This is a genomic window from Rhizobium redzepovicii (genome assembly GCF_019793435.1).
In the GTDB taxonomy this organism is placed as follows: domain Bacteria; phylum Pseudomonadota; class Alphaproteobacteria; order Rhizobiales; family Rhizobiaceae; genus Rhizobium; species Rhizobium redzepovicii.
The window spans coordinates 1-14,948 of the sequence record NZ_JAILYH010000013.1; the positions used below are offsets into that span (position 1 = coordinate 1).

At 61.3% G+C, this 14,948-nt stretch carries 14 protein-coding genes and 1 riboswitch; of the genes, 9 read left to right on the plus strand and 5 right to left on the minus strand.

The genetic code is table 11. The features are described from left to right. Nucleotides 1–368: 368 nt before the first annotated feature. On the plus strand, nucleotides 369–1,265 hold the full coding sequence (locus K6N12_RS20715) for a GGDEF domain-containing protein (protein WP_097627948.1): 897 nt from the start codon (nucleotides 369–371) through the stop codon (nucleotides 1,263–1,265). A 124-nt stretch (nucleotides 1,266–1,389) separates the two neighbouring features. Here the strand turns inward: K6N12_RS20715 and K6N12_RS20720 are convergent, their stop codons facing one another. From K6N12_RS20720 to thiC, 4 genes are read right to left on the minus strand one after another with little or no spacing between them, the layout of a single operon-like run. Then, complete coding sequence (locus K6N12_RS20720; RefSeq protein ID WP_097627947.1) at nucleotides 1,390–2,163, minus strand: thiazole synthase; 774 nt, start codon at nucleotides 2,161–2,163, stop codon at nucleotides 1,390–1,392. A 2-nt stretch (nucleotides 2,164–2,165) separates the two neighbouring features. After that, nucleotides 2,166–2,363: a sulfur carrier protein ThiS gene (gene thiS / locus K6N12_RS20725; protein WP_097627946.1), complete on the minus strand. Its 198-nt coding sequence runs from the start codon at nucleotides 2,361–2,363 to the stop codon at nucleotides 2,166–2,168. Then, entirely contained in the window at nucleotides 2,354–3,334 is a 981-nt protein-coding gene (gene thiO / locus K6N12_RS20730) for a glycine oxidase ThiO (protein ID WP_131711324.1), read from the minus strand. Before thiO ends, thiS begins: the two co-directional genes overlap by 10 nt. A gap of 1 nt (nucleotide 3,335) precedes the next feature. Continuing rightward, nucleotides 3,336–5,162, minus strand: a complete 1,827-nt coding sequence (gene thiC / locus K6N12_RS20735) for a phosphomethylpyrimidine synthase ThiC (RefSeq protein WP_097627944.1) — start codon at nucleotides 5,160–5,162, stop codon at nucleotides 3,336–3,338. 93 nt (nucleotides 5,163–5,255) lie between these two features. Further along, nucleotides 5,256–5,386, minus strand: a riboswitch (TPP riboswitch). 135 nt (nucleotides 5,387–5,521) lie between these two features. Here thiC and K6N12_RS20740 point away from each other — a divergent pair. Further along, nucleotides 5,522–5,968, plus strand: a complete 447-nt coding sequence (locus tag K6N12_RS20740; protein WP_097627943.1) for a GNAT family N-acetyltransferase — start codon at nucleotides 5,522–5,524, stop codon at nucleotides 5,966–5,968. Between the two features lie 111 nt (nucleotides 5,969–6,079). Here the strand turns inward: K6N12_RS20740 and K6N12_RS20745 are convergent, their stop codons facing one another. Next, nucleotides 6,080–7,147, minus strand: a complete 1,068-nt coding sequence (locus K6N12_RS20745; RefSeq protein WP_097627942.1) for an ABC transporter ATP-binding protein — start codon at nucleotides 7,145–7,147, stop codon at nucleotides 6,080–6,082. Nucleotides 7,148–7,483: 336 nt separating this feature from the next. Between K6N12_RS20745 and K6N12_RS20750 the strand changes: the two genes are divergently transcribed. The 7 genes from K6N12_RS20750 to K6N12_RS20780 all read left to right on the plus strand — a co-directional run bounded on the left by K6N12_RS20750 (nucleotide 7,484) and on the right by K6N12_RS20780 (nucleotide 14,886). Beyond that, the gene (locus K6N12_RS20750; protein WP_097627941.1) at nucleotides 7,484–9,127 is read left to right on the plus strand and encodes an extracellular solute-binding protein; all 1,644 of its coding nucleotides are present in this window, start codon (nucleotides 7,484–7,486) and stop codon (nucleotides 9,125–9,127) included. 72 nt (nucleotides 9,128–9,199) lie between these two features. Further along, complete coding sequence (locus K6N12_RS20755; RefSeq protein WP_097627940.1) at nucleotides 9,200–10,318, plus strand: carbohydrate ABC transporter permease; 1,119 nt, start codon at nucleotides 9,200–9,202, stop codon at nucleotides 10,316–10,318. Beyond that, a complete protein-coding gene (locus K6N12_RS20760; protein ID WP_088936811.1) occupies nucleotides 10,318–11,229 on the plus strand; it encodes a carbohydrate ABC transporter permease in 912 nt (303 codons plus the stop codon). The genes K6N12_RS20755 and K6N12_RS20760 overlap by 1 nt, the downstream gene beginning before the upstream one ends. 16 nt (nucleotides 11,230–11,245) lie before the next feature. Beyond that, nucleotides 11,246–12,274, plus strand: a complete 1,029-nt coding sequence (locus tag K6N12_RS20765) for a LacI family DNA-binding transcriptional regulator (RefSeq protein ID WP_097627939.1) — start codon at nucleotides 11,246–11,248, stop codon at nucleotides 12,272–12,274. A gap of 39 nt (nucleotides 12,275–12,313) precedes the next feature. Further along, complete coding sequence (locus K6N12_RS20770) at nucleotides 12,314–12,775, plus strand: RbsD/FucU family protein (protein ID WP_097627938.1); 462 nt, start codon at nucleotides 12,314–12,316, stop codon at nucleotides 12,773–12,775. Beyond that, the gene (gene rbsK / locus K6N12_RS20775; protein ID WP_097627937.1) at nucleotides 12,772–13,701 is read left to right on the plus strand and encodes a ribokinase; all 930 of its coding nucleotides are present in this window, start codon (nucleotides 12,772–12,774) and stop codon (nucleotides 13,699–13,701) included. The genes K6N12_RS20770 and rbsK overlap by 4 nt, the downstream gene beginning before the upstream one ends. Nucleotides 13,702–13,851: 150 nt before the next feature. Further along, complete coding sequence (locus K6N12_RS20780; RefSeq protein ID WP_097627936.1) at nucleotides 13,852–14,886, plus strand: Ldh family oxidoreductase; 1,035 nt, start codon at nucleotides 13,852–13,854, stop codon at nucleotides 14,884–14,886. The last annotated feature ends 62 nt before the right edge of the window (nucleotides 14,887–14,948 follow it).

The window sequence follows — 14,948 nt, forward strand, 5'->3', positions numbered from 1 at the left end:
TCCCGGCGCAACGGCGTCAGTCGGGCATTCTTATGAATGTTCATTCGCGGCGATCCTTCCGACTCGAGGTGTGATAGCTCCAGTCTCCTAAATCCGCTTTGAATGGACAACCTCCCGAAAGCTCACAGCTAGCCACAACAGATCCGCGTCTCACGGACAGCTTGGGCACGTCACTATCGGCCAGTTGCGCCCAATGACGGCGGGGCGATATCTGCAACATCCACTTGGAGCCAGCGCTTATCGGGATATCTCTGGTGCCCGCCAGGCATCCGGAGGCCGATAACCGACTTAGGGGCCTTTGTCTCACGAGACTTTTCACGTAGAAATGGCGCGGTATGCATGGTTGTGGTAACCAGACGGGATCCAATATGGACGAGATCGCTGAACAGCTTCTGCAGCTCTCTGCGAACACCTCGACGCTCATGGCGGTCTATGACTCTAGCGACCGGCTGCGCTACGCCAACCTGGCGTTCCGGTCGGCGTATTTCATCGAGCGGGACGAGACCCCGCTTTGGCCGGATCTCATGCGACGCAATTTCGAACGCGGTCAGGGCACTGTCATTCACGCAAAAAAATTCGACGAGTGGCTGCGCTCGACGCAGTCCCGCCGGGGGAAAATCGGCTACCGGGCGTTCGAAACAGACCTGATGGACGGCCGCTGGCTCTGGATGACCGAGTCTGTCCAGAAAAACGGCTGGATGCTGTGCGTTGCAAGCGATATCACAACCCTGCGTGCCGAGGAGAGAAGTGTTCGGCAGGACCGCGACTTTGCGGTCAAGGCTTCGCAGACCGATGAGCTGACCGGGGTTGCAAACCGGAGATTCGTCATGGCGCGGATAGAGGACATGCTTGTTGCCGCCAAAGACGGTAGCGAGGGATGCCTTGCCGTGCTCGACATCGACAACTTCAAGCACATCAACGACAGGCTCGGCCATCACGCCGGTGATCTCGTGCTGAAGGACTTTGCGCAACGAATCCACCAGCATGTCCGGCGCAACGACTGTTTCGGTCGCGTCGGAGGAGAAGAGTTTGTTTTGGCGATGCCGGACACGGCTTTGGAGGACGCCGTCGAGATCATCGAAAACATGTTGACGATGATCCGGTTTTCCCGCCCGCTGACGGAATCCCCCGATTTTGCCTACACCTGTTCGGCAGGCGTTGCAGCCTCCCTCAGTGAGGATACTGCGGCTGAACTCTATAGACGCGCCGATCAAGCACTTTACGCCGCCAAACTTGGCGGCCGCGATCGGGTCCGCGCCGCTTGAAACTGTCGCTGCATCCAAGCACACCGGTCGCCACGCGTGATCTGGCCCGTAATCCGTTCGAAGTATATCGCAGACCCAACCGATGAGCGTCGGCTGTGGGAAGATCAAGCAGAAACCGTCGACTTCATGCAAACACCGCCTTTCCGATCACGGGCGTCGAAGGCACGGCCATGTCGCGCGGCTCCAGCATGCCGGCGCCGAATGCCTGCCTGCCGGCATCGATTGCCTTGGCAAAGGCCTCCGCCATTGCGGCGGGGTCGCCGGCGCCGGCAACCGCGGTGTTCAGCAGCACGCCATCGAAGCCGAGCTCCATGACGATAGCAGCATGTGAAGGCCGGCCGATGCCGGCATCCACGATGAGCGGTACGTCGGGAAAATGCGCCCGCATCGATCGAAGGGCTGAAAGGTTTTGTGGTCCCGCCGCAGATCCGATCGGCGCGCACCAGGGCATCAGCACCCGGCATCCGGCGTCGATCAGACGCTCGGCAACGACCAGGTCGTCCGTCGTATACGGAAAGACCTGAAAGCCTTCGCCGGTCAGAATGCCGGCCGCTTCCACGAGCGCGAAAACATCCGGCTGCAGCGTGTCGTGATTGCCGATCACCTCCAGCTTGATCCAATCGGTGCGAAACACTTCGCGGGCCATCTTCGCCGTCAGCACCGCCTCGGACACGCCGTGGCAGCCGGCCGTGTTGGGAAGAACGTGAACGCCGAGTGCACGGATCATGTCGAAGAAAGCGCCGCCATTGCGCCCTCCGGCCATTTCGCGGCGCAGCGATACGGTGACGATCTCCGTTTTAGAGCGCGTGATGGCTTCGGCGAGGATGGCGGGTGAGGGGTAACGGGCGGTGCCGAGAAGAAGGCGTGATGCGATTTGACGTCCGTAAAGATTAAGCATGCTCAGCCTCCCTGCATCGGGGTCAGGATTTCGATCCGGTCATAATCGTTCAGCATATGCTCGCCGCGATCCTCGCGATGGACCAGTTCGCCATTGACGGCGGTCGCCAGCCAGTCGCCTTCGTAGTCGAGCGCGGCCAGAAGCTGCAAAAGCGTTGTGGCGGCGGTTGTCTGGGCTTCGCCATTGATGATCAGTTGCATTGGGTGTTCCTTTGCTTCGGCTGTTGGGAAAAAACGAGATCGGCAGCCTCGGCCGCCATGGTCGGCGCCAGCAGAAAGCCGTGGCGATAGAGGCCATTGAAAACGACGGCCTTCCCCTCCCGCAGGACGCGTGGAAGATTGTCGGGCAGGGCAGGGCGAATGCCGGCGCCGGTCTCGACGACGGCGGCGTCGGCAAAGGCCGGGTGCAGCGCATAGGCCGTGTTCAGCAATTCCATCAGCGAACGTGCGGTGATCGGGCCGTCGGAATCGGTCTCGATCATCGTTGCGCCGATCATGAACAACCCGTTGCTGCGCGGGACGATATAGACGGGGAAGCGCGGATGCAGCAGGCGGACGGGCCGGGCAAGGGTGACCTCTTCGGTATGGAGATAGAGCATTTCACCCCGCACGCCGCGCAGATCGCGCTCTTGCCCGATGCGGGCGGCACCTGTGCAGTCGACGATATCGGAGAAATCGTCATCGCTCACATCTACGCCGGTAAAGGTGACGCCGTTTGCCGTCAGTTGCTCTTTCAGCCCGTGCAGCGCCTGGCGAGGGTTCAGATGCGCCTCACCGGGGAAGAACAGACCGTGCCTGAAACGGGCGGCGAGCATGGGCTCCAGGGCGGCGATATCGTCCTCTTCAACCCATTGATAACCGGTCGTGCGGCTGGCAAATCGCTTCAGCTCGCCATGGTCGCGCGTCGAGGCAACGACCAGCGTGCCGTTGCGGACGACCTTGCCGGGCAGGATCGCTTCCCAGCGATCGGCGGCATCGAGGCCGCGCGTCAGCACTGCCTCATCGGCGCTTTCCCGCTCGCACCAGGGCGCCAGCATGCCGCCGGCGAGCCAGGACGCGGCATGGGCGAAATTCGGATGCGGGTCGAAGACCGTGACATCGGCACCGCGGGCATGCAGCTCGCGGGCGACGGTGAGGCCGGCGACGCCGGCGCCTTTGACAAGCACGCGCATGTCAGTCCGCCCCGTGCGCGGAGGTCTCGATCGGCATATAGAGATCGCCGCCCTCCCGGTATTTCGCCGCCATCGCGTCCAGCCCCTCCTTCTGCGCTTCAGCGCGGATGTCATGCGATATGCGCATCGAGCAGAATTTCGGGCCGCACATCGAACAGAAATGCGCCACCTTGTGCGCTTCCTTCGGAAGCGTCTCATCGTGGAAGGAGCGGGCCGTCTCCGGGTCGAGGGAGAGGTTGAACTGGTCTTCCCAGCGGAATTCGAAACGTGCCCGCGACAGCGCATCGTCGCGAAGGCGCGCCGCGGGATGGCCCTTGGCAAGGTCGGCCGCATGGGCGGCGATCTTATAGGTGATGACGCCGGTCTTGACGTCGCTGCGGTCGGGCAGGCCGAGATGCTCCTTCGGGGTGACGTAGCAGAGCATGGCCGTGCCGAACCAGCCGATCATCGCCGCGCCGATGCCGGAGGTGATGTGGTCGTAGCCGGGGGCGATATCGGTGGTCAGCGGCCCCAGCGTGTAGAAGGGCGCCTCGCCGCAGACGGCGAGTTGCTTGTCCATGTTTTCCTTGATCTTGTGCATCGGCACATGGCCGGGCCCCTCGATCATCACCTGGCAATCCCTGGCCCAGGCGATCTTCGTCAGTTCGCCGAGCGTCTCGAGTTCGGCAAATTGGGCCGCATCATTGGCATCGGCGATCGAGCCGGGGCGAAGGCCGTCGCCGAGCGAGAAGGAGACGTCATAGGCCCGGCAAATCTCGCAGATCTCCTCGAAATGCTCGTAGAGGAAGTTTTCGCGGTGATGATGCAGACACCACTTGGCCATGATCGAGCCACCACGCGAGACGATGCCGGTGACGCGGTTGACGGTGAGCGGAATGTAACGCAGCCGCACGCCGGCATGGATGGTGAAATAGTCAACGCCCTGTTCGGCCTGCTCGATCAGCGTATCGCGATAGATTTCCCAGCTAAGATCCTCGGCGATGCCGCCGACCTTCTCCAGCGCCTGATAAAGCGGCACCGTGCCGATCGGCAGCGGCGAATTGCGGATGATCCATTCGCGGATATTGTGGATGTTGCGCCCGGTCGACAGATCCATGACCGTATCGGCGCCCCAGCGGGCGGCCCAGACCATCTTCTCGACTTCTTCAGCCATCGACGAGGTGACGGCGGAGTTGCCGATATTGGCGTTGATCTTCACCAGAAAATTGCGGCCGATGATCATCGGTTCGCTTTCGGGGTGGTTGATGTTGGCGGGGATGATCGCCCGGCCGGCGGCGACTTCCCGGCGGACGAATTCCGGCGTCACATGATCGGGAATATCGGCGCCGAAGCTCTCGCCGTCACGCACCAGCACTTCAGCCTTGGCCTTGCGGCCGAGATTCTCGCGAATGGCGACGAACTCCATCTCCGGCGTAATGATGCCGGCCCGTGCGTAGGCGAGCTGGGTGACGGCTTTGCCGTCCTTGGCGCGCAGCGGCCGGCGCCGCCCCGGAAATTCCGGCGTCAGCCGGTCGCCGCTGACAAAGCCGTTGTCCTCGGGGCGGACATGGCGGCCGTCATAGGCTTCGACGTCGCCGCGGGCCAGCACCCAGTCGCGGCGCAGTGGAGACAGGCCCTGCTCGATGCGGATCTCCGCACCTTCGATCGTGTAGGGGCCGGAGGAATCATAGACGATGACAGGCGGCTCGCCGGCAGTCGGATGGACACTGATTTCGCGCATCGGCACGCGGATATCGCCATGAATATCTCCTGGAATATGGATCTTCCGCGATGCCGGCAACGGGCCGGTGGTGACGGTCAGGGTGAGGTTCTTTGCGGCAATGGTCATGGTTTGAGGCTCCAAGTTGTAAGTTGGAGACCCAGTCAATCAGCCGGAATGATGGAAAGACACCGGCACGGATTCCACGCGTGAATCCAAAGCCTTCGAGCGCTTGCACCGTCCCTACGCCAGTATGAACTGGATCAGGTTCAACGGGTCACTGCGCCACAACAGGCAAAGCCTCATTGTCCAGCAGTATCTCAGCCCCTTGCGGGACCCCCCTGGTGAATACCGACAGTCGTAAAGCGCGGTCGCTGGTTGTGTCAAGCTTACAGCTTTGTCGTTTCCGTAGATCGTCCGGCTCGGAGCCTGTTGCGTTACGGATCGAACTGCGGCAAATGTCAATTCACTCAACGTCAGGTGGATTTATGTCGTTTCGGATTAAACGTCTTACGCTAGAACATCTCAATGACGCCGCCACTGTGCTGGTCAGCGCCTATTCGGGACCTCCGTGGAACGAGAATTGGTCGCTTGAAGCGGCGGCTGAAAATGTAAACACCGTGCTTGGAACGCCGAAATCCATTGCGCTTGCGGCCTTTGACGGAGGCAAGGTGCTGGGGATCGCGTTGGGCATACGACAGCGGCGCCATGCCGGTCCGGTCGTTTATCTTGACGAGTTGTCGGTGCTGCCTGAAGCCCAAGGTGCGGGAATAGGGACTGCGCTGCTATCAGCAGTTTTCGAAACAGCAAAGGCCGAGGGATGCAGCAGCGTCTGGTTGGTCTCACAGCGAGAAGGGGCGTTGTCGAAATTTTATCAGGGTTGCGGGTTCGCCCTCGGCAACAACCTTGGTCTCTACTCCAAATCGAGTGCGTAGCGGCCGCGTCTGCGGTGGCCAGCCATAGCCGAGGCCGAGCGGAAGAATTCGAGGTCCGTCAGCCCGATCTTCACTTTGAACCTATCTCGGCGGCTTTTGAAGCGATACCGCTCAATCCGGTCGTAATGTCTTGCCGGATGCCGCATCGAAAAGATGAAGCTTTCCTGGCCGAGCAGCGATCGTCGCGACCTGCCCCGGTTTAAACTCGTGACGGTCGGACAGCACCGCGACAAGCTCGCCGGTCCCGTAGCGCAGGAAAACCATCGTCTCATGGCCGGTAGGTTCGGTGACGCTGACGGTCGTGTCGAGGCCGCTTGGGCTGAGCGACAGGTGCTCGGGCCGCACGCCGAGAAGCACGGCCTGCCCTTCGGACGCCTGCGGGTTAAAACCGAGCGCGATCTCGTCGCCGGTCTCGGTGACGAAGATCGCACCATCGGCCTTGTAGCGGCCTTTCAGCAGATTCATCGACGGTGAGCCGATAAAGGCCGCAACGAATGTATTGCGGGGACGATCGTAGAGTTCCAGCGGCGTGCCAATCTGTTCGACCTTGCCGCCCTGCATGACCACGATCTTGTCGGCCATGGTCATCGCTTCGACCTGATCGTGGGTGACATAGATCGTCGTGGTTCTCAATCGCTGGTGCAGTTCCTTGATCTCCTTGCGCATCTGCACGCGCAGCTTGGCGTCGAGGTTCGACAAGGGCTCGTCGAACAGGAAAACCTGCGGTGACCGGACAATGGCGCGTCCCATCGCCACGCGCTGGCGCTGGCCGCCCGAAAGCTGGCGCGGATAGCGGTCGAGATAGGGCACGAGGTCAAGCGTTTCGGCCGCCGCCTGCAGCCGCTGCTTGATGATATCGGCAGGCTGTTTCTGCAGACGGAGCGCAAAGACCATGTTTTCGGCAACGGTTTTGTGCGGATAGAGCGCATAGCTCTGAAAGACCATGGCGATGTCGCGATCCTTCGGCGGCAGATTGTTGACGACCTTTCCGCCGATCGAGATGGTGCCGCCGGTGATGCTTTCGAGCCCCGCGACCATGCGCAGCAATGTCGATTTGCCGCAACCGGACGGGCCGACGAGCACCACAAATTCGCCGTCGCGAATGTCGATATCAACGCCATGCAGGATATTTACGGCGCCATAGGCCTTGCGCGCCTCCGAAATATTGACCTCAGCCATGTGCCTCCCCACTCGCTTTCCAGCTCCCCCGGCGGTTCCGGGAGATATGCATCTCTCGACAAAATCCAAGGCATGAGGCTTGGCGAAACGCACCCTGCCGCTGCTCGTACATGCTGTCAGACCTCCTCCATGAAACGTTTCATTTCATGTTGACTTTTGCCGCTTGCCGTCTAATTCTCGCTGGCGAGGCCGAGAGGAGCGGTTTCGAACATCAATATGAAACGTTTCATTTTTTTGTTTACCAGATAGTTCTGCATGAGACCAGTGCGAAAATCGGACCGGAGCCAATCCGGAAAGACGGGCTGGCGGCAGCGCAAAAACGTGGAGGAGGAAAGTATGAAAGTCGAAATATACGATGCATTGATGCGCCGTCAGGCAAGTCGCCGCGACGTCCTGCGCGGAACTGCGAGTGCTGCGGCTCTGCTCGGTCTATCGGGCGCGATGGGCGGAATTCCCGGCATGGCGATTGCCGCCGCCGACGATCTGCGCGCCCAGATCCTGCAGATCCCGGGCGTCGGCAAGGGCTCGCCGACGGATGCGGACTGGCAGAAGGTCGGCGAACTCTGCCTCGGTCCGACCAAGGCCAACGTCAAGCAGGGCGAATTTGCCGGTGTCGAGCTGACCTTCATGGGGCTCAACAATCAAAACCTGCACAACTTCCTGTTCCGCGGCTTCCTGAAGCCCTGGGAGGCTTATACCGGCGCCAAGATCAACTGGATCGACCTTGCGCAAGCCGACTACAATGCCCGCCTTCAGCAGTCGATCGCGACCGGCACGGTCGATTTCGACATTCTGGAAATGGGCGCTCCGTTCGAAGGCGATACTGCCGGACGCGGACTGCTGGACGAGATGCCGGACTGGGCTGCAAAGCAGATCGAGGCCGACGACCTGGTGAGTTACCTGAAGCCGCCGGTCGGCACCTGGGGCGGTAAGACCTATCGCGTCACGATCGACGGCGACTGCCACACCTTCGCCTATCGCAAGGATTACTTCGGAGAGGGCTCCATCAGCGGCATGGCCGAGCCGCCGAAGACCTGGCAGGAGGTCAACGCGGCCTCGAAGGCGCTGATCGGCAAGACCGATCCTCTGACCGGCCAGCCGGCCTATGGCTATCTCGATCCGCTGAAGGGCTGGGGTGGTTTCGGCTTCTATTTCATCGAGAACCGCGCGACGGCCTATGCCAAATATCCCGGCGATCCGGCCTGGCTGTTCGATCCCGAAAACATGAAGCCGCTGGTCAATAACCCCGCATGGGTCCAGGCGATCCAGGACGTCCTGGATCTGATCGCGGCCAAGGCCTATCCGGCCGATCAGATCAATGCCGACCCCGGCACCACGGCCTTCTCGCAGTTCCTGGCGGGCACCGGCGCCATGCTGATGTGGTGGGGCGACGTCGGGTCCGGCGCGCGCACTTCGGACTCGTCGGTCGTCGGCGATGTGGTCGGCTTCGGCATCAACCGCGGCTCCAACCGGGTTTACAACCGTAAGACCGGGCAGTGGGAAGACAAGTATAACGAAGCGCCCAATATGGCCTATCTCGGCTGGGGCATCTATGTCACCAAGCAGGTCTCCGGCGACGAGAAGAAGCGAAAGGCGGCCTGGTCCGCCGCCGCCCATCTTGGCGGCAAGGATCTGTCCTTGTGGACGTCGGCCTATCCCTCCGGTTTCCAGCCTTACCGCCAGTCCAACTTCAACTACGACGAATGGGAAAAGGCAGGTTACGACCGCGCCTATATCGAGGACTACCTGGGTTCGAACGCGGACAGCTACAACCACCCGAACGCCGCCATCGAACCGCGCATTCCCGGTATCTTCCAATATTATTCCGTCGCCGAGGACGAATTGGCTAAGGGCTTTGCCGGACAGTACAAGTCGGCGCAGGAGACCGCGGATGCGATTGCGGCCGCCTGGGAAAAGATCACCGACCAGATCGGCCGCGACAGCCAGCTGAGACTCTATCGGGCGAGCCTCGGGCTCTGATCGTTTGACACCAATACGCCGGCGGACCGGAAGCGGTTCGCCGGCGCCCATTCCGTCCGGGCGAGGAAAATCATGTCGACAGTCGAAGGCGACCTGCTCCACACGGTCGAAGCCAGCTCCATTTCCGCGAGCCGTCGTTTCTGGGGCCGCACGGCTCTATGGCTGAGCGCCATATGGTTCATAACATCCTTTGTCTTGCAGGGGGCGCATGAACTCGGCTGGACCGGGTGGGGTTTTGCGAACTGGCGGCCGGTTCTTTATGCCTATTTTCTCTGGGCCGCCGTTCTTTGCGTCACGCGCGTCGTCATCTACGGCGAGCCGGGCAAGAAGGCGCTTTTTGTTCTGCCTGCCGCGCTTTTCGTCGTGTCGATGGTGGTCTTCCCGCTGCTCTTCGCGCTCTGGATCGGCTTTTCCGATTGGAACCTCGCCTCCTCGACCGGTCGGCGCTTCAATGGGCTCGACAATGTGCGCCGGATGATCGCCGATCCGTTCTATGCCAATGCCCTGCTGAACATGGTCCTTTACTGCCTGGCGATCGTGGTCGAATATGCAATCGCGTTCGGGTTGGCGCTGCTCCTCAACCAGGAAATTATCGCCCGAAAATTCTGGCGGGTCACCTTCCTCATCCCTTTGATGCTGTCGCCGGTCGCGGTGAGCTGGATGGTCGGCAAATCGATGCTGGAGACCCGTTTCGGCCCGATCGCGCGCTTCGCCCGCTGGCTCGGCTGGGAAAACCCGTCCTTCTTCGGCGATCCGCTGACGGCGAAGCTGTCGATCATGATCATGGATGCCTGGACCTTCATTCCCTTCATGATGATCATGCTGCTTGCCGGATTGCAGGGCTTGTCCAGGGAGGTGCTGGAGGCGGCCGAAGTCGATGGGGCTACCAAATGGCAGCGCTTCTGGAAGGTCACTTTCCCGCTCATGCTGCCGGTTTCGGTGACGGCGGTGATGATCCGCGTGATCTTCAAGCTCAAGCTCGCCGACATCATCATCACGGTGACGTCGGGAGGCCCGGGCGGCGCGACCGACTCCGTTACCAGTTTCATCTATCGTGAATACCGCGACCGGTCGAATGTCGGGTACGGTACCTTGCTCGCGCTCGTCTATCTGGTGATCATCGTCTTCGGGATGACAATGCTGATGAAGATCGCAGACCGTATCGTGAAGCGGATGACAGGAAGGCTCTGATGGTTCGCATCGATTTCGAAAAATACGGGCGAGCTCAGCGCATTCGCTGGTGGGCGATGCGCCTGGCCGTCTACGGGCTGCTCGTCACCTGGGCGTGTGTCTGCATCTTCCCGCTGTTCTGGACGGTTTCGACCTCGTTCAAAACGGCTGCCGATGTCATGCGCGGCAATCTGGTCCCCTGGTTCAATTTTACGCCCAATTGGCTCGGCTGGCGCTCGCTCGGGCTCTCTCCCGATACGATCTCCCAGGTATCGACGGTGCGCGATGAATTTATGCGCCGGCTCTGGAACAGCGTCATCATCTCCGTGACCGCATCCGCGCTTGCGGTCGTGCTCGGATCGCTGGCCGCCTACGGCCTCAGCCGCTTTTCCTACAAGTTCGGCCATATGCGCAATTCCGACATTTCCTTTTTCTTCCTGTCGCAGCTGATCATGCCGCCGGTCGTCCTCGCCCTGCCGTTCCTGGTTCTCTATAAGGAGCTGGCGCTGCTCGACACTTATGCCGGCATGATCGCCGTCTATACGCTGATGGTGCTGCCGATCGTCGTCTGGATCATGCGCGACCAGTTCGCCACGATCCCGGTAGAACTCGAGGAGGCAGCCCTGGTCGATGGCCTGTCGATCTGGGGCGCCTTTGCCCGCATCATCGTGCCGCTCGTTCTGCCGGGCATGGTGGCCGCCTTCCTGTTGGCGCTGATCCTGTGCTGGAACGAATATTTCTTCGCCGCACTGCTGACCTCCACCAATACCAACACGCTGCCGGTGATGATTGCCAGCCAGACAGGCAGCCAGGGCATCAACTGGTGGTCGATGGCTGCCCTTTCCACCGCCGGCATCCTGCCGCTTGTCGTCGTCGGCGTCGTCCTGGAAAAGCACATCATCGCCGGGATGACCGCGGGCGCCGTCAAGTAGCTGCGGGATGTCAAAAATGTCAAAGATGCCGACAGTCAAGGATGTTGCCGAATATGCAGGCGTCTCTGTCGGCACCGTTTCGCGTGTGCTGTCGGGCGAAACCGCGGTCAAACCCATGCTGCGGGAAAAGGTCAACGACGCTATTTCAGCGCTCGGTTACCGCCCGAACGTCACCGCGAGAGCGCTGCGCACCAGCAGAACCGACGTCATCGGCCTCATCGTTCCCGACATCACCAATCCGTTCTTCGCCCAACTTGCGGCAAGCGTCGAGCGTGCGGCGCTGGAGCGTGCGCATAGCCTTATGCTGGCAAGCTCGCATGACGACCGCGAGGCGGAGCAGAGCCACGTTTCAGCCTTCCTCCATCGGTCGGTGCGCGGCATCATCGTCGTGGCTTCGAGCGACGGTTCGGGCCTCCAGCTGCCGGCATCGGTGCCGATCATCTCGCTGGACCGGCGCTTCGGCACATTTCCTCTGGTGTCGACCAACCATGCGCAGGCAGCCGCGCTGATTGCCGACCATCTCTACGGACTGGGGCACCGACGCATCGCCTATATTGCCGGACCGGCCGATACCGAGGCGGGGCGCATGCGCAAGGAAGGCTTCGTCGGCCGCTTGGAGGAGTTCGGCAAGACCGGCGAACCCGTTGAACTGGAAATTGCCTATGGCAGGTTCGACTACGAGTCCGGGGAAAGAATTGCCCGTGACCTGCTTTCGCGCCCGCCACAGGACCGGCCGACGGCGATTGCGGCTGCCAGCGATCAGCAGGCCATCGGCGCGCTGCGCACAGCGCGCGACCTGAAGATCGACGTGCCGCGCAAACTGTCGGTGACAGGGTTTGACGATATATCGCTCGCCAATCTTGTCGTTCCCAGGCTGACGACCATACGCCAGCCGGCCGACATGCTGGCCCGGCGTGCGGTCGGCCTTCTCTTGGCGGAACCGCCGGTCGCGGAGGACGAAATGGTCGACGGATCGCTGATCGTGCGCGGTTCGAGCGGCCCAAGCCCGCAGTCCAAGGCGGAAAGCGCCGGCCATACGAATTGAAGCAGGCCGGTGCTCCGGCAACGAAAGGATGGAAGATCGATGCTCAAGGGAATTCGGGCCGAACTCAACGGCGACATTCTTCAAGCACTTTGCAATATGGGACACGGCGACTATCTCGTCATCTCAGACATGAATTTTCCGTCGGATTCGATTGCCCGGCAGACTCGCCTGGGGACGCTGCTGACCATGGAAAACATTCCCGCGCCGCAGGCAATCGATGCGATCCTTTCGGTCTTGCCGCTGGACACGCCGATCCAGCCATCGGTGGGTCGCATGGAAGTGATCGGCAAGCCGGATGAAATTCCCCCGATTCAGCAGGAAGTCCAGGCGATCGTCGATCGTGCCGAGGGCAAGCCATCGCCGATGTATCCCGTCGAACGCATGGCCTTCTACGAAATCGCCAAAAAGGCCTATTGCGTCATCGCAACGGGGGAATTGCGCTTCTACGGATGCTTCCTTCTGACCAAGGGCGTCATTCCGGCGGATGAGGCTCTGAGATGAGCAAGAAAAGCGGGATTGTCATCCTCGGCATTTTTGCAGCCGACACCGCCTATAAAGCAAAACGCCTGCCCCATATTGCCGAGACGTTGATGGGATCGGGTTTCACGCTCGGGCCGGGAGGCAAGGGTTCCAACCAGGCGATCGCCGCGGCAAAGGCCGGCGGCAAGGTGACCTTCATTTCACGGGTAGGCAACGACCCGTTCGGCGAGATGGCTCTTGCGGCCTATGCGGCGGCGGGTGTCAAAGCCAATGTGATGAAAATGGACGGCGTTTCCAGTGGTGCTGCCTTCATCTTCGTCGACGAAGTGAGCGGCGACAATGCCATCATTGTCGTGCCGGGCGCCGCGGGCCTTATCGGCATCGAAGATGTCGATGCGAACCGGGCGGCGATCGAAAGCGCTCAGATTTTCATGACGCAGCTCGAACAGCCGCTCGAGGCCGCCTTGCACGGTCTCTCGATGGCGAAAAGGGCAGGGGTCACGACGGTCTTCAACCCCGCGCCGGCGCGCGCCATCCCGGATGAGATCTACGGCCTGTGCGATTTCATCGTACCCAATGAGGTGGAAGCCGCCGAATTGGTGGGGCATGCAATCACAACCGATGAGCAGGTCCGTGCGGCGGGCCGCACCCTGCTGGATCGAGGAGCGCGGGCGGCGGTCATCACCCTTGGCGGACGCGGCGCGTATTATCACACCGTTGATCAGAGCCAATTCGTCCCTGCATTCTCGGCAGGAAATGTCATCGACACCACCGGGGCGGGGGACGCCTTTCTCGGCGGTTTCGCGACGGCGATTTCCGAAGGACAAACACCGATCGAGGCCGTCCGTTTCGGCTCTGCGACCGCTGCAATCGCCGTAACCCGGCCGGGCACCGCCCCCGCCATGCCGTCGCGCGCCGAGATCAACGCCTTGATGGCCTCCTCATGATTGAACACCGCAAGGTGCGCTTGATGGTCGGCGGCGAAAAACCAGAGTTGCCTGCGAAATTTGCCAATCGGTGAACTGCAGAAGTTGAAATCCTGCATACTTTATGTATGCAGAAAGGGCCCCGTAAAGTCGGCCGAGGAGAAGCGCAGCATGACGATGACCACCTTGACGATTGTCGACTTGCATAGCCGTATTGAAGCCATCTTCCGCAAGGCCGGCCTCAACACCTTGCAGGCCGGTGCGCTTGCCCGCGTCATCGTTGCCGGTGAGCGCGACGCCTGCAAATCGCACGGCATCTACCGTATCGAGGGCGCGCTGCGCACAGTCAAATCAGGCAAGGTGAAGCCGGACGCCGTGCCGGAACTGGATCTCAACGAAGGTTCCGCCATCGTCAAGGTCAATGCAAAAGGCGGCTTTGCCAATGCGGCCTTCGAACTCGGTCTGCCGGCGCTGGCCGAACGCACCCGCAGGCTCGGCATTGCCGCCCTCGTCATCAACGATTGCAGCCACTTCTCAGCGCTCTGGCCGGAGGTGGAGGCGGTGACCAAAGAGGGTCTTGCGGGCCTCGTTATGTGCCCGAGCTATGCGACCGTCGCGCCTGCCGGCGGCAACAAGCCGCTGCTCGGTACAAACCCCTTCGCCTTCGGCTGGCCGCGCAACGACACTTCGCCCTACGTCTTCGACTTTGCGACCTCCGTCGCTGCCCGAGGAGAAATCGAGTTGCACCGCCGCGCCGGCAAGCAGCTTCCCGAGGGCTGGGCGATCGATGCCGACGGTAATCCGACGACCGATCCGGAAGCCGCCCTTGCAGGCGCCATGCTGCCCTTCGGCGGACACAAGGGATCGGCCATCGGCACGATGATCGAACTTCTCGCCGGTATCATGATCGGCGACCTCACCAGCCCTGAGGTGCTCGACTATCTCGGCACGACGACACTCGCCCCGTTCCATGGCGAACTCATCATTGCGATGTCGCCGCAAGCCTTTGCCGCCGGCCGCCCCGGCGATCCCTTCGCCCGTGCCGAGCTGCTCTTCGAAGCGATCGTCGGCAGCGGCGCCCGCCTGCCGTCGCAACGCCGCTTTGCCGCCCGCCGGAAGTCCGAGATGGAAGGTATCGTACTGACGGCAGTCGAGTTGGAACTGCTTGATCGCCTTTTCGACAAAAGTCTCGACGCGTTCTCGTGACGACTGCATCTTTCTCGCTGGTTTACAAATGACAAGCCCTCCGAATGAACTGAACCCGAAAG